Consider the following 18,246-nt stretch of genomic DNA (forward strand, 5'->3'; position numbering starts at 1 on the left):
ACCTGACCTAGAACCCGAGCCGGCCGAGCTGCTTCGGATCACGTTGCCAGTCCTTGGCGACCTTCACGTGCAGGTCGAGGTAGACACGCGAGCCGAGCAGCGCCTCGATGCCGCGGCGCGCCTGGCTGCCGACGTCCCGCAGGCGGGCGCCGCCCTTGCCGATCACGATCGCCTTCTGGCTGTCGCGCTCGACGAACAGGTGCACCCGCACGTCCAGCATGGGGGGTGAGTCGGGCGATGTCTGCTCGCGCGGCACGATCTCGTCGACGACGACCGCCAGGGAGTGCGGCAGCTCGTCGCGCACGCCCTCGAGCGCGGCCTCGCGCACGAGCTCGGCGACCATGACCTCGTCGGGCTCGTCCGTGAGCTCACCGTCCGGGTACAGCGCGGGACCCTCCGGCAGGTGCCCGACGAGCACGTCGGCGAGCGTGTCGACCTGGTACCCGCCGAGCGCGGAGACCGGGACGATGTCCGCCCACCCGCCGAGCTGCTCGACCGTGAGCAGGTGCTCGAGCATCCGCTGCTTGGGCACGAGGTCGGCCTTGGTCACGACCGCGACGACCGGCGTGCTCACGCCGCCGCGCGCGAGCTCGGTGAGCTGCTCCGCGATGAACCGGTCACCCGGTCCGACCTTCTGGTCCGCGGGCAGGCAGAACCCGACGACGTCGACCTCGGAGAGCGTGTCCTTGACCAGCGCGTTGAGCCGCTCGCCGAGCAGCGTGCGCGGCCGGTGCAGTCCGGGGGTGTCGACGAGCACGAGCTGCGCGTCGGCGCGGTGCACGATGCCCCGCACCGCGTGCCGCGTGGTCTGCGGGCGGCCCGACGTGATCGCGACCTTCTGCCCGACGAGCGCGTTCGTGAGCGTCGACTTGCCCGCGTTCGGCCGGCCGACGAAGCACGCGAAGCCCGACCGGAAGCCGGCGGGTGCGGGGGTGGGGGTCATGTGCGTGCTCCGTGGTCGTCGCGTCGGGTGCGGTGCCGGTCGGCGGCCGCGGACTGCGGGGTGCCTTCGTGCTCGTCGTCGTGCTCTGCCGGGGTGGTCTGGCGGACCAGCAGGGTCGCGAGCCGCCGGCGACGGCCCTCGACACGTTCGGCCTGCAGGTGCAGACCGTGGATGTCGCCCTGCGAACCGGGTAGCGGAACCTTGCCCAGTGCCTTGGCGAGCAGGCCGCCGGCGCTGTCGACGTCCTCGTCGTCGACCTCGAGCCCGAACAGCTCGCCGAGCTCGTCGCGCCCCAGCCGCGCAGGGACACGGTACGTGCCGTCACCGAGGTCCTCGATCGTCGGGGCGCTCGGGTCGTGCTCGTCGGTGAGCTCACCGACGATCTCCTCGAGCGCGTCCTCGATCGTCACCAGACCCGAGATGCCGCCGTACTCGTCCACGACGAGCGCGAGGTGCGAGGCGCCGTCCTGCAGCTCGCGCAGCAGGTCGTCTACGGGCTTGGACTCGGGGACGAACACCGCGGGGCGCACGAGCGCGACCGCCGGCAGGTCGAGCACGCCCTCGTCGTCGTCGGACGCGCCCGTGGGCAGCCGGCGGACCAGGTCCTTGAGGTAGAGCACGCCCCGCACGTCGTCGACCGAGTCGCCGACGACGGGCACGCGCGAGAACCCCGAGCGCAGCAGGAGCGAGAGCACCTTGCGCAGCGGGGTGTCCTCGTGGGTCGTGACCATGTCGGTCCGCGGGACCATGACCTCGCGCGTGATCGTGTCGCCCAGCTCGAGCACCGAGCGGAACATCTCGCGCTCGTCGTCCTCGATCGCCTCGGACTCGCTGACGCGCTGCACCATGTCCCGCAGCTCGTCCTCGTCCTCGTCGGTCACGCCCCGGGCGGACGGCGTCGCGTGCCCGACCGGCCCCGCGAGCGCGACGACCCACGACAGCGGCCTGGCCAGCCGCGTGAGCGTGCCGACGGGGTGCCGGCGGCCGATCGTGCGCGGGCTCAGCCGCACGAGCAGGAACGCGACGAGCGCGCACAGCACGGTCGCGGCGAGCAGCACGCCCCACCACGGCAGGTCGGTCGCGGCGACCGTGATCGTCAGGCACACGGTCGCGACCATCTCGGCCAGCAGGCGCGCGAACGCGGCGGCGGAGGCGACCCGCTGCGGGTGCTCGGTGAGCCGCTGCACGCGCACCGCGGCCGGGTGGCGCTGCGCGACGAGCTCGGTCACGGCGGCGCGCGGGACGCGCAGCACCGCGACCTCACCCGCGGAGAACATCGCGGCTGCGGCGATGCCGAGCAGCGCGACCGCGACGAGCAGCGCGACCGGTACGTCGTTCACGCGGCGCCGCTCAGGACGCGCGCCCGGCGAGGAACGTGAGCAGGAGGCGGCGCTGCAGCGCGAACATCTCCTTCTCCTCCTCGGGCTCCGCGTGGTCGAAGCCGAGCAGGTGCAGGATGCCGTGCGTCGTCAGCAGGAGCAGCTCCTCGACGGTCGAGTGCCCGGCCGCCACCGCCTGCTGCGCGGCGACCTCGGGGCACAGCACGACGTCGCCGAGCAGGCCCGGTGGGGTCACCTCGCCCGCGCGGCCCGGACGCAGCTCGTCCATGGGGAACGAGAGCACGTCCGTGGGGCCCGGCTCGTCCATCCACTTGACGTGCAGGTCCGTCATCACGTCGGTCCCGACGAGCATGACCGACAGGTCCGTCTGCGGGTGCACGTGCATCTGGTCGAGCACGAACTGCGCGAGCGCCGCGAACTCGGCCTCGTCGACCTGGTACCCGGACTCGTTGTTGACCTCGATGCTCACTGCCGTCCGTCCCATCGCGAGTAGGCGTCGATGATGTCCCCGACGAGCCGGTGCCGCACCACGTCCGACGACGTGAGCCGGCAGAACGCGACGTCGTCGACGTCGCCCAGGATCTGCTCGACGACGCGCAGCCCCGACGTCGTGCCACCCGGCAGGTCGACCTGCGTGACGTCACCGGTCACGACGACCTTCGAGCCGAAGCCGAGGCGCGTGAGGAACATCTTCATCTGCTCGACGGTCGTGTTCTGCGCCTCGTCCAGCACGATGAACGAGTCGTTGAGCGTGCGACCGCGCATGTAGGCGAGCGGCGCGACCTCGATCGTGCCCGCCTCGAGCAGCCGCGGGATCGACTCGGGGTCCACCATGTCGTGCAGTGCGTCGTACAGCGGTCGCAGGTACGGGTCGATCTTCTCGGACAGCGTGCCGGGCAGGAAGCCGAGCCGCTCACCGGCCTCGACGGCCGGGCGTGTGAGCACGATGCGGTTGATCTGGCGCGCCTGCAGCGCCTGGACCGCCTTGGCCATCGCGAGGTACGTCTTGCCCGTGCCCGCGGGACCGATCCCGAACGTGACGGTGTTGCGGTCGATCGCGTCGACGTACTCCTTCTGCCCCGAGGTCTTGGGCCGGATCGTGCGCCCGCGCGTCGAGAGGATGTTGAACGTGAGCACGTCGGCCGGACGTGCGCCCGTGTCGGCCGTCAGCATCGCGATCGAGCGCGTCACGACGTCCGGGCTCAGCGGCGTGCCGGCCGCCGTCATGTCGACCAGCTCGTCGACCAGGCGCGCCGCGAGCGCGACGTCACCGGCCGGGCCGACGAGCGTGACCTGGTTGCCCCGTACGTGCACGTCGACGCCGACGAAACCGCGCTCGATCGCCAGGAGCACCTCGTCGCGCAGCCCGAGCAGCTCGACCATCGAGACGTCGGCAGGGACCAGGATGCGGTGCTCGACGCGGGCATGCGCCGCCCGCGGGGCTGGATTCGTCTCGGCCATCCCGATGAGTCTACGTCGCTGCCCGGGTCGGCCCCGGGTCGGCCCGCGGCCTCGCGGGGCCGCGGTAGTCCGTCCGAGGCCAGGTGAGCCGGACCATGGTCCTGTGGAGGCCGCCTCGATAGGGGGCGAGACTGACGGTGTCGACCGGGCAACGGGGCCCGGCCGCTCGATCGAGCCGGACGACGACGCCCGGCACGGAGGTGGGCAGCGTGGCTGGCTACGTGTGGGACTTCGCCGAGGGCGACAAGGATGCCAAGGACCTGCTGGGCGGCAAGGGTGCCGGCCTGGCGGAGATGACGCGGCTGGGGCTGCCGGTGCCGCCCGGCTTCACGATCACGACGCAGGCGTGCCGCGAGTACATGCGCGACGGCGAGGTGCCGCCCGAGCTGCGCGTCGAGGTGACCATGGCCATGCGCCGCCTCGAGGACGCGATGTCGCGGCACTTCGGCGACCCGGCCGACCCGCTGCTGGTCTCGGTGCGCTCGGGCGCGAAGTTCTCGATGCCCGGCATGATGGAGACCGTTCTCGACGTCGGCCTCAACGACCTCACCGTGCACGGCCTGGCGGAGTTCACGGGCGACGAGCGCTTCGCGTGGGACTCCTACCGCCGCCTCGTCCAGATGTTCGGCCGCACGGTGCTCGGCATCGCGGGCGAGGAGTTCGCGGACGCGCTCGACAAGGCGAAGGCCGCACGCGGCGTCGCGAGCGACATCGAGCTCGGCACCGACGACCTGCGCGGTCTCGTCGACACGTACAAGGAGATCGTCCGCGACCAGACCGGTCGCGACTTCCCGCAGTCGCCGCGCGAGCAGCTCGACCTGGCGATCTCGGCCGTGTTCGACTCGTGGAACACCGAGCGCGCGCGGCTGTACCGCCGCAAGGAGCGCATCTCCGACGACCTGGGCACCGCCGTCAACATCTGCGCGATGGTGTTCGGCAACCTCGGTGCCACCTCCGGCACCGGCGTCGCGTTCACGCGCGACCCCGCGACCGGCCGGTCCGGCGTGTACGGCGACTACCTGTCCAACGCGCAGGGCGAGGACGTCGTGGCCGGCATCCGCAACACCCACGGCCTCACCGAGCTCGAGCGTCTCGACCCCGAGGCGTACGGGGACCTGCGGCGGGCCATGCGCCAGCTCGAGACGCACTACCGCGACCTGTGCGACATCGAGTTCACGGTCGAGCGCGGCAAGCTGTGGATGCTGCAGACGCGCGTCGGCAAGCGCACCGCGCCGGCGGCGTTCCGCGTCGCGGTGCAGCTCGTCGACGAGAACCTCATCACGATGGACGAGGCGCTCTCGCGCGTCACGGGTGCCCAGCTCTCCCAGCTCCTGTTCCCGCAGTTCTCGCCCGACGGCGACCGCACGTTCCTCGCCAAGGGCATGGCGGCCTCCCCCGGGGCGGCGGTCGGCATGGCGGTGTTCGACGCACAGACCGCGCAGGACTGGGCGGCGGACGGCAAGGACGTCATCCTGGTGCGGCGCGAGACCAACCCCGACGACCTCGGCGGCATGATCGCGGCCGTCGGCGTCCTGACTGCCCGCGGCGGCAAGACCTCGCACGCGGCCGTGGTCGCGCGCGGCATGGGTCGCACGTGCGTGTGCGGCGCCGACGCGCTCGACATCGACCTGCCGACGCGCTCGATGCGGGTCGCCGGACACACGGTGCACGAGGGCGACCTCATCGCGATCGACGGCTCGTCGGGCGAGATCTTCCTCGGCGAGGTGCCCGTGATGGCCTCCCCCGTCAGCCGCTACCTCGAGGACGGCCTCGAGGTAGCGCTCGCGGAGGCGATCGACGACGAGACGCGCGAGCTGGTCGAGGCGGTCGACCGGATCCTCACCCACGCCGACGTCACGCGTCGGCTGCGGGTGCACGCCAACGCGGACACCCCGGAGGACGCCGCTCGGGCCCGTCAGCTCGGCGCGCAGGGCATCGGCCTGTGCCGGACCGAGCACATGTTCCTCGGCGAACGGCGCGTGCTCGTCGAGCACGTCGTGCTCGCGGTGGACGACGCCGAGCGCCAGGCGGCACTCGACGCCCTGCTGCCGGTCCAGCGCGAGGACTTCGTCGGCCTGCTGACCGAGATGGACGGGCTGCCGACGACGATCCGGCTGCTCGACCCGCCGCTGCACGAGTTCCTGCCCGACCTCACCGAGCTGTCGGTGCGCGTCGCGCTCGCGGCGGCCCGCGGCGAGGAGGACCCGCACGACGTGCGGCTGCTCGGCGCGGTCCGGCGCATGCACGAGGCCAACCCGATGCTCGGCCTGCGCGGGGTGCGGCTCGGACTGGTCATCCCGGGCCTGTTCGCGCTGCAGATCCGTGCGGTCTGCGAGGCCACCGCGCGCCTGCTCGCGGGCGGCATGGACCCGAAGCCCGAGATCATGGTGCCGCTCGTCGGGTCGGTGCAGGAGCTCCACCTGGTCCGCGAGGAGGCGCTGCGGATCATGGCCGAGGTCACCGAGGAGACCGGACAGGACCTCACGATGCCGGTCGGCGTCATGATCGAGCTGCCGCGTGCGGCGCTCACCGCGGGCCGGATCGCCGAGGAGGCGCAGTTCTTCTCCTTCGGCACGAACGACCTGACGCAGACCACGTGGGGCTTCTCGCGTGACGACGTCGAGGGTGCGTTCTTCGCGCAGTACGCCGCGAACGGCGTCCTGTCGGTGTCGCCGTTCGAGACGATCGACGAGCGGGGCGTCGGTCGCCTCGTGACGATCGCCGTCGAGGAGGGCCGCCAGAGCCGGCCCGGCCTCAAGATCGGCGTCTGCGGCGAGCACGGCGGCGACCCGGAGTCGATCCGGTTCTTCCACGCCGCCGGGCTGGACTACGTGTCCTGCTCGCCGTTCCGCGTCCCGGTCGCCCGGCTCGAGGCCGGCCGCGCCGCGGTCGAGTCCGGCGGCGACACCCGCTGACGTCCGGACGCAGCGAGGGGCCGCGCCCCGTCCTCCCGGGCGCGTGCGCGGCCTCCGGCGTGCGCGGCCTCCGGCGTGCGCGGCCTCCGGCGTGCTCAGGCCCAGCGGCCGAGGCGCTCGCACAGCAGCGCGAGCGCGACCGGCCCGGCGGTCGAGGTCCGCAGCACGTGGGGTCCCAGCCGTGCGGTCGTCGCCCCCGCCTCGACGAGCCTCGCGAGCTCGTCGTCGCCGATCCCGCCCTCGGGTCCGACGACCACGAGGACCTCGCCCGCGGCCGGCAGCACGACCTGCGCGAGCGGCCCGGCGGCGTCCTCGTGCAGCACGATCACGACGCCCCCGGCGGCGGTCGTCGCGGCGGTGCGCGCCGCGAGCTCCTTCGTCGTGACCGCGACGTCCACGTCGGGCACCCGCGCGCGACGCGACTGCTTCGCGGCGGCGCGCACGGTCGCGAGCCAACGTGCCCGGCTGCGGGCCGCGCGGTCGCCCCGCCACACGACGATCGAGCGCTCCGCCTGCCACGGCACCACCGCGTCGACGCCGACCTCGGTGGCAGCCTCGATCGCCTGCTCGTCGCGATCACCCTTGGCGAGCGCCTGCACGAGCACCAGCGCGGGCGTCGGAGCGGGCTCGTGCACGACGTCGAGCACGTGCAGCGTGACGCCCTGCTCCCCCACCGCACCGACGGTCGCGTGCAGCCGCACGCCCGCACCGTCGACGACGTCGACCCGTTCGCCCACGCCGCGACGCTGCACGACGCCGGCGTGACGACCCTCGGTGCCGTCGAGCAGGAACGTCCCGCCCGGCAGCAGCCCCTCGAGCCGACCCTCGTCGACCACGAACACCGGGGCGGTCACTCAGCGGCCCGAGAGCTTGTCGCGCAGCTTGCCGAAGACGCCATGGTGGTGCGCGGCGAGCCGCGCCTCGGGGCGCTCCTCCCCGCGCAGCTCGGCCAGGCGCCGCAGCAGCGTTGCCTGCTCGTCGTCGAGGTCGAGGGGCACCTGGACGTCGACGTGCACGTGCAGGTCGCCGCGGCCGCCGACGTGCAGCCGGCCGACGCCCAGGCCCTTGACCGTGACGACCTGCTCGGGCTGGGTACCGGGGCGCAGGTCGACCTCCTGCGGACCGTCGAGCGTGTCGAGCGTGAGCACGGTGCCGAGCGCGGCCGCCGTCATCGGCACCTCGAGCGTGACGTGCAGGTCGTCGCCCTCGCGCACGAACGTCTCGTGCCGGCGCTCGCGCACCTCGAGGTACACGTCGCCCGCCGGACCGCCGGCCGGGCCGACCTCGCCCTGGCCCGTGAGCTTGATGCGGTTGCCGTTCTCGACGCCCGCCGGCACGTCGACCGACAGCGTGCGCCGCGAGCGCACCCGGCCCTCGCCGGAGCACTCGGGGCAGGGTTCGGGGATCGTCGTCCCGAAGCCGTGGCACGCGGCGCACGGCTGCGTCGTCATCACCTGGCCGAGGAACGAGCGCGCGACGCGCTGCACGACGCCGCGACCGTGACAGATCTCGCATGTGCGCGGCGTGGTGCCGGGGCGGCAGCAGGTGCCGCCGCACGTCGGGCACGCGACCGCGGTGTCGACCGGCACGTCGCGGTGGGTGCCGAAGGTGACGTCGGCGAGGTCGAGGTCGATGCGCACGAGCGCGTCCTGGCCCCGGCGCGCACGCGGCATCGGCCCGCGCTGCTGCTGGGCGCCCGCGGCGGCACCGAAGAACGTCTCGAAGATGTCCTGGAAGCCGAACCCGCCGCCCGCGCCGCCACCGGGCGAGGCCGGGTCGCCGCCGAGGTCGTACTGGCGCCGCTTGTCGGGGTTGCCGAGCACGTCGTAGGCGCGCGAGACGTCCTTGAAGCGGTCCTCGGCCCCGGGCTCGCCGCCGGCCACGTCGGGGTGGTTCTCGCGCGCCAGGCGGCGGTAGGCCTTCTTGATCTGCTCGGGGCTGGCGTCGCGCGGGACGCCGAGGACCTCGTAGTAGTCCGTCACAGGTAGGTGCTCCTCGCGGGCGGGGTCGTGGCCGTCATCCGGCCAGGAACCGGGTCATGTACCGGGCGACGGCGCGCACCGACGACATGGTTCCCGGGTAGTCCATGCGCAGCGGCCCGACGACGCCGACACGGGCGACCGTGCCGCTCTCGTCGCCGTAGCCGCTGGTGATGACGCTCGTCTCGACGAGGCCGTCGTGCTGGTTCTCGCGGCCGATGCGCACCGAGACGCTCGCGGCGTCCTCGGCCATCTCGCCGAGCAGCCGCAGCAGCACCATCTGCTCCTCGAGCGCCTCCAGCACCGGGCCGATGCTGTGCGCGAAGTCGACGACGCCGGTCCGCGCGAGGTTCGCGGTGCCCGCGAGCACGACGCGTTCCTCCGCCTCCTGCGCGAGCGTCTCCTCGACCGCCGCGACGACCGCGCGCACCAGGTCCGCGTACGTGGGCTCGAACGCCTCGACCAGGCCGCTGAGCGCAGGCTCCAGGTCCGGCAGCCGGCGGCCCGACGCGGCTGCGTTGAGCACCGCACGCAGGCGGTGCACCACGTCGACGTCCAGGTCCCGATCGAGCTCGAGCGTGCGCTGCTCGACGCGTCCGGTGTCCGTGATGAGCACGACGAGCAGGTGCCGCAGACCGACCGGGACGAGCTCGATGTGCCGCAGCGCCGAGCGTCGCAGCGACGGGTACTGCACGACCGCGACCTGCTGCGTGAGCTGCGCGAGCAGCCGCACCGAGCGGTCGACGACGTCGTCGAGGTCGACCGCGTCCTCCAGGAAGGCCGCGATGGCGCGCTTCTCGGGCGGGGACAGCGGCTTGACGTCCGTGAGCCGGTCGACGAAGACGCGGTAGCCCTTGTCGGTGGGTACCCGGCCCGCCGACGTGTGCGGCTGCGCGATGTAGCCGCCCTCCTCGAGCACCGCCATGTCGTTGCGGATCGTGGCGGGCGAGACCCCGAGCGAGTGCCGCTCGACGAGTGCGCGCGAGCCGACGGGTTCCCGCGTCGCGACGTAGTCCTGCACGATCGCGCGCAGCACGTCGAGCCGGCGGTCGTCGCTCATCGGTCCCTCCTCGCGATCGTCTCGGTCCACGCGGCTCCGCCGCGGGTAGCACTCGAACTGTCCGAGTGCCAATCCTAACCCGGCGTTCCCGAGGGACTCCGAGCCGACGGCGTGGCGTCGGCGACCTCGTCGGACCCCCTGCCTAGGGTGACGCACGCGGGACGCGCCCGCGCACGACGCACCGCACGACGAACGGGGAGCTCTGGGTGGACACGGACCGCTACGGCCCCGACGTGCTGGCCGGCAGCCCGAGCGTGCACCACCGGGCGCCCCGCACCTCGCGGCCCGCACCGGCCGAACGCGGCCTGGTCGTCGAGGACGTCACCACCGGATGGGTCGGAGCGGTGGTCCGCGTCGAGAAGTCGGGCGGCGTGCACGTCGTGGTCCTCGAGGACCGCCGCGGCCGGACCCGCACGTTCCCGCTGGGTCCCGGGTTCTGGGTCGACGGCGAGCCCGTCGTCCTGACCGCGCCCGTCGTCGCGGCGCCGGCGGCCCCCACGCGCACCGCATCCGGCTCGCGCGCCGTCGCGGGGGCCCGCGCCCGGGTCGCGCGCGGCAGCCGCATCTGGGTCGAGGGCAAGCACGACGCCGAGCTCGTCGAGAAGGTCTGGGGCGACGACCTGCGCGTCGAGGGCGTCGTCGTCGAGCTGCTCGAGGGCGTCGACCATCTGGTCGACGAGCTGCGCGCGTTCGCCCCGGAGCCGGGCCGCCGCGTCGGCGTGCTCGTCGACCACCTGGTGCCCGGCTCCAAGGAGAGCCGGATCGCGGCCGACGCGCTGCGGGTCGCACCCGCCGGCACCGTCCTCGTGCTCGGGCACCCCTACGTCGACGTCTGGCAGGCCGTCCGGCCCCAGCGGGTGGGCCTGACGGCGTGGCCGACGATCGAGCGCGGCACGGAGTGGAAGCGCGGGATCCTGCGCGAGCTCGGTTGGCCCGCCGACGAGCAGGCGGACGTCGCGCGCGCGTGGCAGCGCATCCTGCGCTCCGTGCGCTCCTACGCCGACCTCGAGCCGGCGCTCCTGGGCCGCGTCGAGGAGCTCATCGACTTCGTCACCGCCTGAGCGGGTCCGCGACGCACGACGGCCCCCGCGCGAGCGCGCGGAGGCCGTCGTGGTGCGATCGCGTCGGCGTCAGTCGACGACGGGCTCGTTGTTGAGCCGGCGGTAGACGTACGTCTGTGCCAGCAGCGCGAGCGGCAGCGCGACGAGCGTGCCGACGAAGCACACCAGTCCGCCGACGAACGTGACGACCGCGATGCCCAGGAACAGCAGCAGCACGGTGACCGCGTTCTTCGAGACCAGCTGGAAGCTGGCCTTCAGCGCGTCGACGGCGCCCAGGCCCCGGTCGACGACGTAGTACATCGTGAACATCGCGAAGAACATGAACACGATGCCCGGCAGGTAGCACAGCGCGTAGCCGATGGCGGCCAGCACGCCGACGAGCAGCGAGGCCAGGATGACGGCCGAGAGGTTCTTGAACTTGAAGAACGCGTCCACCGTGAGCTTCTCACCCTGGCTGATACGCAGGGCGCCCTGGATGAAGCCGGCCTGGAACACCGACACGAGCAGGGTGACCACCAGCGCCATCAGGGCGACGAAGAACAGCGTGGCGAACATGCTCGGGCCGCCGCCGTGGATGTTGCCGTTCGCGTCGATGGTGAGGTCGTCCGACGCACCCAGCAGCACCGCCGCCATGATGGCGTACCAGATGCCGATGATGACGCCGAGGCCGACGACGTAGCCGAGCACGGCGAGCACGATGGGCCCGGCGTTCTCGGTGAACTTCTTCCAGCCCCAGGTGAACGCCGCCATGACGTCCACGCCCGAGCCGCCTGGCTGCTCGTACGCGCCGGCTGGGTGGGCGCCCGGCGGCGGGTAGTCACCCGGCGGGGGGTAGGAGCCGGCGGGCGGGTAGCCGGGCGCGGCCGGCGGCGCGGGCTCGGGCGGGACGGCCGAGGCCGGTGTCGGGTCGGGGGTCGTCGGTGGGACCTGCGGGTCCTGGCCCTCGCCCGCGGGCGTAGTGCCCGGGTTCTCGCTCATGCGTTCCTCCCAGTTCGGGGCGTGATCGCCCAGTGGTGAGCGAACCGAAGCGGGTGGCCGGTGTCAAGGACATGTGGCGGAATCGTGAATACAGAACGGGTGATCCTCTAGCCTGCGATCGTGCACGACGCCGAGCGCACGCCCCTTCCCGCGACCGCGGACGACACCGACGCGCACCCCGCAGGTGAGGCGCGCCGTGCGCTCCTGATCGACGTGAACGACGGGCTGATCGCCGCCGCCGGCATGGTCGAGGGCGTGGCGCAGGCGAATGCGGGTGCCGGGGTGATCCTCGTGGCCGGCGCGGCGACGCTCCTGGTCGGGCTCGTCACGGTCGGCGGGATCCGGTACGCCGAGGCGTCGGGCGAACGCGACGCGCACGAGGCGATCGTGGCCGCCGAACGCGCCCGGATCGACGCGGACCCGACCGCCGAGCAGGCCGAGCTCGCGGCGATCTACCGCGCCAAGGGGCTCGACATCGAGCTCGCGGACCAGGTGGCCGCGCAGCTCAGCGCGCACGACGCGCTCGCCGCGCAGCTCGACGCGGAGTACCGCCTCGACGCGCTCGTACCGCCGGTCCCGCCGTGGCACGCCGCGCTGCGGACCGGTGCGGCGTTCGCGGCCGGCGCGCTCGTCCCGGTGCTCGTCGCCGCGATCGCACCGCCGGCCCTGCGCGTCGCTCTCACGCTCGTCGCGGTCGTCGTGGCCCTCGCCGTCAGCGCGACCGTCGCCGCTCGCGTCGGCCGTGTGCCGGTCGCGCGCGCCGTGCTGCGCACCGTCTCGATCGGCGTCGCGGCGATGCTCGTGACGATCGCGGCCGGGTCGATGCTCGACCTCAGCGAGGCCGAGGTCGATCTCGACCTCGATCTCGGGAGCTGATCGGCACCGGACGGGCACCGGACGGGCACAATGGACCCGCCGACCTTCGAGCTCCGGGAGACCTGATGAGCGACACTCCTCCGCCAGACGCCCCCTGGGGCCAGCCGCCGGGAAGCCCGTCGGGCCAGCCCGTTCCGCAGTTCGCGCCGCCGCCGCCGCTGCGGCCCGACGAGGAGAAGACCTGGGCGATCCTCGGTCACCTGCTCCCGTTCGTCGCCGGCTTCCTCGCGCCGCTGGTGATCTGGCTCGTGTTCAAGGGACGCGGTCAGTACCTGGAGGACCAGTCCAAGGAGTCGCTCAACTTCCAGCTCACGCTGCTCATCGCCTACGTCGTGGGATCGATCCTCACGATCGTGCTCATCGGCTTCCTGATCCTGATCGTCGCGGGGATCGCCGCGCTGGTCCTCCAGATCGTGGCGGCCGTCGCCTCGAGCCGGTTCGAGTGGTACCGCTACCCGGTGAGCATCCGCTTCGTCAAGTGATCCGGCGCCGCGGCTGACCGGTCCGGGGCTGGTCAGCCGCCGAAGCCGGCCAGCGTGCGCACCGCGAGGTCGGCCAGCAGCCGCCCCCGCCGGGTCAGCACCAGCCGGCGCTCGGCGAGCAGGACCCGCCCGTCGACGAGCCCGTCCGCGACGAGCACCGCGACGCGCTCGCGCTCGTCGGACGTCATCTCCGCCAGCGGCATCCCGCCGGCGAGCCGGACGTGGAGCATGAGCCGCTCGAGCGCGGCCGCCTCGTCGTCCAGGACCTCCCGGCCTGCCGCCGGGCTGAGCCCTTGCTCGAGCCGTGCCGCGTACGCGCGGGGGTGCTTGACGTTCCACCAGCGCACGCCGCCGACGTGCGAGTGCGCGCCCGGACCGATCCCCCACCAGTCGTCACCGCGCCAGTAGGCGAGGTTGTGCCGGCATGCGTGCTGCGCGCCGCGCGCCCAGTTCGAGACCTCGTACCAGTGGAGCCCGGCCGACGTCAGCAGGTCGTCGGCGAGCTCGTACTTGGCCGCCTGGTCGTCGCCGTCCGGCAGCGCGAGCTCACCGCGGCGCACCTGCGCGGCCATCCTGGTGCCCGCCTCGACGACGAGCGCGTACGCCGAGACGTGGTCGACGCCCGTCGCGAGCGCACCCTCGAGCGACCTCCGCCAGTCCTCCAGGCTCTCCCCCGGCGTGCCGTAGATCAGGTCCAGCGAGACGTCGAGCCCGGCCTCGCGCGCCCACCGGACCACGTCGGGGATGCGCGCCGGGTCGTGCGTGCGCTCGAGCGTGCGCAGCACGTGCCCCACGGCGGACTGCATGCCGAACGAGACGCGCGTGAACCCGCCCGCCGCGAGCGCGGCCAGCGAGTCCGGCGTCACGGAGTCGGGGTTCGCCTCGGTCGTCACCTCGACGTCGTCGGACAGGCCCCACGCGTCCCGCACGGCGGCGAGCATCCCGACGAGGTCGTCGGCCGGCAGCACGGTGGGGGTGCCGCCGCCGACGAAGACGGTCGAGACGGGCCGCGCGGGCAGGCCGGCATCGCGCAGGACGCGGGCCGCGAGGTCGACCTCGCGACGCGCCGTCGAGGCGTACGACGCCTGGCTCGCGCCGCCGCCGAGCTCGACGGACGTGTAGGTGTTGAAGTCGCAGTACCCGCAGCGCACGGTGCAGAACGGCACGTGCAGGTAGACGCCGAACGCACGACCGTCGGCGCCCGCGACCACCGACGACGGCAGGGCGCCGTCGTCGGGCGCCTCGTCACCGTCGGGCAGGGCCGGGCTCACGCGGGGCGGCTCACTTCTTCTTGGCGTCCTTGTCCTTGGGCGCGGCGGCGTCCGACGAGAGTGCGGCGATGAAGGCCTCCTGCGGGACGTCGACCCGACCGATCGTCTTCATCCGCTTCTTGCCCTCCTTCTGCTTCTCGAGCAGCTTGCGCTTACGCGTGATGTCGCCGCCGTAGCACTTGGCGAGCACGTCCTTGCGGATCGCGCGGATCGTCTCGCGCGCGATCACGCGGCTTCCGATGGCCGCCTGGATCGGCACCTCGAACTGCTGACGCGGGATGAGCTCCTTGAGCTTGGCCGTCATCATCACGCCGTACGCGTACGCCTTGTCCTTGTGCGCGATCGCGCTGAAGGCGTCGACCTGCTCGCCCTGCAGCAGGATGTCGACCTTGACGAGATCGGCCGTCTGCTCGCCCGTGGGCTCGTAGTCCAGGCTCGCGTAGCCGCGCGTGCGGGACTTGAGCTGGTCGAAGAAGTCGAACACGATCTCCGCGAGCGGCAGCGTGTAGCGCATCTCGACGCGTTCCTCGGACAGGTAGTCCATCCCCAGCAGGTCGCCGCGCTTGGTCTGGCAGAGCTCCATGATCGCGCCGACGAACTCGCTCGGCGCGAGGATCGTCGCCTTGACCACCGGCTCGCGGACCTCGCGGATCTTGCCGCCCGGGAACTCGCTCGGGTTGGTGACGTGCACCTGGGTGCGGTCCTCCATCACGACGTCGTAGACGACGTTCGGTGCGGTCGAGATGAGGTCCAGGTCGAACTCGCGCTCGAGCCGCTCACGGATGATCTCGAGGTGCAGCAGCCCGAGGAAGCCGACCCGGAACCCGAAGCCGAGCGCGACCGAGGTCTCGGGCTCGTAGTTGAGCGCCGCGTCGTTGAGCTTGAGCTTGTCGAGCGCGTCCCGCAGCGCCGGGTAGTCGGAGCCGTCGATCGGGTACAGGCCCGAGAAGACCATCGGCTTGGGGTCCGAGTAGCCGCCCAGCGCGGTGGTCGCCGGCTTGGCCGCGTTGGTGACGGTGTCACCGACCTTCGACTGCCGCACGTCCTTCACGCCCGTGATGAGGTAGCCCACCTCGCCGACGCCGAGCCCCTTCGTCGGGATCGGCTCGGGGCTGATGACGCCGATCTCGAGGAGCTCGTGCGTCGCCTTCGTCGACATCATCGCGATGCGCTCGCGCGGGTTGAGGCTGCCGTCGATCACGCGCACGTAGGTGACGACGCCGCGGTAGGTGTCGTACACCGAGTCGAAGATCATGGCGCGCGCGGGTGCCGCGGCGTCGCCGACCGGCGACGGGATCAGCTCGACGATCCGGTTCAGCAGCGCCTCGACGCCCTCGCCCGTCTTGCCCGAGACCCGCATGACGTCGGCCGGGTCGCCGCCGACCAGACCCGCGATCTCGTCCGCGTACTTCTCCGGCTGCGCCGCGGGCAGGTCGATCTTGTTGAGCACCGGGATGATCTGCAGGTCGTTCTCGAGCGCCAGGTAGAGGTTGGCGAGCGTCTGCGCCTCGATGCCCTGTGCCGCGTCGACCAGCAGCACCGCGCCCTCGCACGCCGCGAGCGAGCGCGAGACCTCGTACGTGAAGTCCACGTGGCCCGGGGTGTCGATCATGTTGAGCGCGTACGCCGTGCTCTCGCCCTCGGGCCCGACGACGGACCACGGCATGCGCACGGCCTGCGACTTGATCGTGATGCCGCGCTCGCGCTCGATGTCCATCCGGTCCAGGTACTGCGCGCGCATGGCCCTGGCGTCGACGACGCCCGTGAGCTGCAGCATGCGGTCGGCCAGCGTCGACTTGCCGTGGTCGATGTGCGCGATGATGCAGAAGTTGCGCAGGAGCTCGGGCGCGGTGGCGGCGGGCGCGATGCGCGCGGCCGCGGCGGCACTCGGGATCGGGGACACGCGGTGGGTGCTCCGGTTCTGATGGTCTGGCGGGATGTCGAGCAAGGTTCGGCAGCCGGGTCCCTCGTCTGACGGGACGCACGGCCCCACCATGGTCCCATGACGCAGGCCGCACCCCACGCGCTCGACCACCTCGCCGCGCTGACCTCGACGCAGGCGACGTTCCTGTCGTCGATCGGCGAGGTCGACCCCGTCACCCCGATCCCGTGGTGCGGGCGCTGGCGCGTGCGCCACCTCGTCGAGCACCTGGGCCGGGTGCACCACTGGGCCGCGGCCCAGGCGGCCAAGCAGCACGAAACCCCGCTCGGGCGCGGCCCGTTCGTGCTCGACGAGTTCTACGCGACGTACGCCGCAGAGGTCCGCGACGCGCTCGCGAGGCTCGGCGACCGGGAGGCGTGGACGCTCGTCGGTACCGGTCCCGCGTCCTGGTGGCGACGCCGTCAGCTGCACGAGACGCTCGTGCACCTGTGGGACCTGCGCGCGTCGTCGGGGCTCGACGTGGTCGCGGCGCCCGAGGTGTGGTCAGACACCGTGGACGAGGTCGTGACGGTGATGCAGCCACGCCAGGTCGCGCTGGGGCGCATGGAGCCGCTGCCGTTCACGGTGGCGCTGCGCGCATCGGACACCGACCGCACCTGGGTCCTGGGGACCGCATCCGGCGCCGCGGCCGACGACGCGGACGACGCCGTGGCCGACGACGAACCCCTCGTCGCCGTGACCGGACCCGCACGTGAGCTCGCGCTCCTGCTGTGGGGCCGACTCACGCCCGACGCCGACGAGCTGCGCATCACGGGTGAGCAGGACGCGCTCGATCGCGCGCTCGCGGAACACCTCACGCCGTGACGGGCACCCGGCCCGGGCGGGCCGGGGACGCTCCTATGGATCGTCAAGCCGGTAGCGCGCCGTGTTCGAGTTGGCGGAACAGGTCGCGGGCGATGTAGCGCTTGAGGCAGCGGCGGATCTCGCGGTCGGTCTTGCCTTGGGCTCGGCGGCGTTCGACGTAGTCGCTGGTGCGCTCGTCGTAGCGGGTCCGCGAGAGGGCCACGACGTGCAGGGCGCGGTTGAGTTGCCGGTCCCCGGAGCGGTTGAGCCGGTGGCGGGTGCGCAGGCCCGAGGAGGCGGGGATCGGTGCGGTGCCGGCGAGCATCGCGAACGCGGCCTCGGAACGGATCCGTCCGGGGTGCGACCAGCAGATCAGGACCTGCGCGGCGACGATCGTCCCGATGCCGGGCTGCTCGAGCAGGTCGGGGCGCCAGGCGCGCACGATCGTGGCCATGGCGTGCTCGTGGTCGCGGGCCTCGCGTTGCAGGGCGGTGGTTCGCCTGGCCAGGGCGCGCAGCACGGTGGCGGTCGTGACGGTGTGCGCGTCCCAGCTGGCCCGAGTGCGCAGTCGGGTCGCGGTCGTGGTCATCGCTGTCGTGGACTGGCCGCGGAACATCGCCCGCAGCGTCTCGGGGGCGGCGATCACCAGGGCGTGCAGCTGACGTTGCGCGAGCGTGGCAGCCTCGACCGCGGAGCGGCGGGCGGCCATCAGCGCGGCCAGCTGGGCGCGCGGACCGTCGGATTTGACCTGCGCCAGGTGCGAGCGCCCGAGTGCCTCACGGGCGGCGCGCGCGGCGTCCAGCGAGTCGGACTTGGCGCCGTGGCGGCGCGGCGCCCGGGCGGGGCGGTCCAGCTCGATGACCTGCTCACCGGCGGCGACCAGGTGCCGTGCCAGGCCGGCGCCGTAGCCGCCGGCGCCTTCCAACGCCCACGCCCGCGCGCCGTGCTGGCGGGCGAGGTCGAGCAGCTGCTGGTAGCCGCCCGGGTCGGTGGGCGCGGTCAGCTCGGCGAGCAGCCCGCCGGTGCTCGCGTCCACGACCGCGGCGGTGTGGGTGTGCTTGTGGGTGTCGACCCCGATGACGACATCGACGACTTCGGCCAGACTGGGCATCGCGTTCATCTCCTTGGAACCGGGGAAACGTAGGTTCCCGGTCC

General features: G+C 72.9%; 16 protein-coding genes. 5 read left to right on the forward strand and 11 right to left on the reverse strand.

From position 1 onward, the window contains the following. Window positions 1-7: 7 nt before the first annotated feature. Genes era through CCO02nite_RS14140 form a run of 4 tightly spaced genes read right to left on the reverse strand, consistent with a single transcriptional unit; the run spans window position 8 to window position 3,744 of the window. Window positions 8-943 carry a GTPase Era gene (era, locus tag CCO02nite_RS14125; protein ID WP_146843822.1) on the reverse strand — a complete coding sequence of 312 codons (936 nt, stop codon included), beginning with the start codon at window positions 941-943 and terminating at the stop codon, window positions 8-10. After that, window positions 940-2,283: a hemolysin family protein gene (locus CCO02nite_RS14130; RefSeq protein WP_146843823.1), complete on the reverse strand. Its 1,344-nt coding sequence runs from the start codon at window positions 2,281-2,283 to the stop codon at window positions 940-942. Before CCO02nite_RS14130 ends, era begins: the two co-directional genes overlap by 4 nt. Before the next feature lie 10 nt (window positions 2,284-2,293). Then, window positions 2,294-2,752, reverse strand: a complete 459-nt coding sequence (gene ybeY, locus CCO02nite_RS14135) for an rRNA maturation RNase YbeY (protein ID WP_146843824.1) — start codon at window positions 2,750-2,752, stop codon at window positions 2,294-2,296. Further along, window positions 2,749-3,744 carry a PhoH family protein gene (locus CCO02nite_RS14140; protein WP_146843825.1) on the reverse strand — a complete coding sequence of 332 codons (996 nt, stop codon included), beginning with the start codon at window positions 3,742-3,744 and terminating at the stop codon, window positions 2,749-2,751. The genes ybeY and CCO02nite_RS14140 overlap by 4 nt, the downstream gene beginning before the upstream one ends. 209 nt (window positions 3,745-3,953) lie before the next feature. Between CCO02nite_RS14140 and ppdK the strand changes: the two genes are divergently transcribed. Continuing rightward, entirely contained in the window at window positions 3,954-6,659 is a 2,706-nt protein-coding gene (gene ppdK / locus CCO02nite_RS14145) for a pyruvate, phosphate dikinase (RefSeq protein WP_146843826.1), read from the forward strand. A 95-nt stretch (window positions 6,660-6,754) separates the two neighbouring features. Here ppdK and CCO02nite_RS14150 read toward each other — a convergent pair whose 3' ends face one another. The 3 genes from CCO02nite_RS14150 to hrcA are packed head-to-tail and all read right to left on the reverse strand — an operon-like array spanning window position 6,755 to window position 9,698. Next, a complete protein-coding gene (locus CCO02nite_RS14150; protein ID WP_146843827.1) occupies window positions 6,755-7,513 on the reverse strand; it encodes a 16S rRNA (uracil(1498)-N(3))-methyltransferase in 759 nt (252 codons plus the stop codon). Next, entirely contained in the window at window positions 7,514-8,641 is a 1,128-nt protein-coding gene (dnaJ, locus tag CCO02nite_RS14155) for a molecular chaperone DnaJ (protein ID WP_146843828.1), read from the reverse strand. Window positions 8,642-8,675: 34 nt separating this feature from the next. After that, window positions 8,676-9,698: a heat-inducible transcriptional repressor HrcA gene (gene hrcA / locus CCO02nite_RS14160; protein WP_146843829.1), complete on the reverse strand. Its 1,023-nt coding sequence runs from the start codon at window positions 9,696-9,698 to the stop codon at window positions 8,676-8,678. 206 nt (window positions 9,699-9,904) lie between these two features. Between hrcA and CCO02nite_RS14165 the strand changes: the two genes are divergently transcribed. Continuing rightward, entirely contained in the window at window positions 9,905-10,759 is an 855-nt protein-coding gene (locus tag CCO02nite_RS14165) for a DUF3097 family protein (protein WP_146843830.1), read from the forward strand. 69 nt (window positions 10,760-10,828) lie between these two features. Here the strand turns inward: CCO02nite_RS14165 and CCO02nite_RS14170 are convergent, their stop codons facing one another. After that, entirely contained in the window at window positions 10,829-11,737 is a 909-nt protein-coding gene (locus tag CCO02nite_RS14170; RefSeq protein ID WP_146843831.1) for a DUF7847 domain-containing protein, read from the reverse strand. Window positions 11,738-11,857: 120 nt separating this feature from the next. Here CCO02nite_RS14170 and CCO02nite_RS14175 point away from each other — a divergent pair, with 120 nt between their 5' ends. Next, the gene (locus CCO02nite_RS14175; protein WP_186812715.1) at window positions 11,858-12,613 is read left to right on the forward strand and encodes a VIT1/CCC1 transporter family protein; all 756 of its coding nucleotides are present in this window, start codon (window positions 11,858-11,860) and stop codon (window positions 12,611-12,613) included. Between the two features lie 65 nt (window positions 12,614-12,678). Next, entirely contained in the window at window positions 12,679-13,095 is a 417-nt protein-coding gene (locus CCO02nite_RS14180; RefSeq protein ID WP_146843833.1) for a DUF4870 domain-containing protein, read from the forward strand. Window positions 13,096-13,127: 32 nt separating this feature from the next. On the opposite strand, the gene hemW is transcribed toward CCO02nite_RS14180, so the two are convergent. Then, window positions 13,128-14,366: a radical SAM family heme chaperone HemW gene (hemW, locus tag CCO02nite_RS14185; RefSeq protein WP_146843834.1), complete on the reverse strand. Its 1,239-nt coding sequence runs from the start codon at window positions 14,364-14,366 to the stop codon at window positions 13,128-13,130. Window positions 14,367-14,376: 10 nt separating this feature from the next. After that, entirely contained in the window at window positions 14,377-16,269 is a 1,893-nt protein-coding gene (lepA, locus tag CCO02nite_RS14190; protein WP_146843835.1) for a translation elongation factor 4, read from the reverse strand. A 99-nt stretch (window positions 16,270-16,368) separates the two neighbouring features. Here lepA and CCO02nite_RS14195 point away from each other — a divergent pair, with 99 nt between their 5' ends. After that, window positions 16,369-17,112: a maleylpyruvate isomerase family mycothiol-dependent enzyme gene (locus tag CCO02nite_RS14195; protein ID WP_146843836.1), complete on the forward strand. Its 744-nt coding sequence runs from the start codon at window positions 16,369-16,371 to the stop codon at window positions 17,110-17,112. Window positions 17,113-17,155: 43 nt separating this feature from the next. Here CCO02nite_RS14195 and CCO02nite_RS14200 read toward each other — a convergent pair whose 3' ends face one another. Then, entirely contained in the window at window positions 17,156-18,202 is a 1,047-nt protein-coding gene (locus CCO02nite_RS14200) for an IS110 family RNA-guided transposase (protein WP_146843837.1), read from the reverse strand. Window positions 18,203-18,246: the final 44 nt, after the last annotated feature.

Origin of the sequence: Cellulomonas composti (assembly GCF_007990245.1) — a bacterium.
Taxonomy (GTDB): domain Bacteria; phylum Actinomycetota; class Actinomycetes; order Actinomycetales; family Cellulomonadaceae; genus Cellulomonas; species Cellulomonas composti.

What these genes read in the sequence shown, in the direction of transcription:
- CCO02nite_RS14180 (WP_146843833.1), top strand. Translation starts at nt 12,679, where the DNA reads ATGAGCGACACTCCTCCGCCAGACGCCCCCTGGGGCCAGCCGCCGGGA.
- CCO02nite_RS14200 (WP_146843837.1), bottom strand. Translation starts at nt 18,202, where the DNA reads ATGCCCAGTCTGGCCGAAGTCGTCGATGTCGTCATCGGGGTCGACACC.
- era (WP_146843822.1), bottom strand. Translation starts at nt 943, where the DNA reads ATGACCCCCACCCCCGCACCCGCCGGCTTCCGGTCGGGCTTCGCGTGC.
- CCO02nite_RS14140 (WP_146843825.1), bottom strand. Translation starts at nt 3,744, where the DNA reads ATGGCCGAGACGAATCCAGCCCCGCGGGCGGCGCATGCCCGCGTCGAG.
- hrcA (WP_146843829.1), bottom strand. Translation starts at nt 9,698, where the DNA reads ATGAGCGACGACCGCCGGCTCGACGTGCTGCGCGCGATCGTGCAGGAC.
- CCO02nite_RS14170 (WP_146843831.1), bottom strand. Translation starts at nt 11,737, where the DNA reads ATGAGCGAGAACCCGGGCACTACGCCCGCGGGCGAGGGCCAGGACCCG.
- CCO02nite_RS14195 (WP_146843836.1), top strand. Translation starts at nt 16,369, where the DNA reads ATGACGCAGGCCGCACCCCACGCGCTCGACCACCTCGCCGCGCTGACC.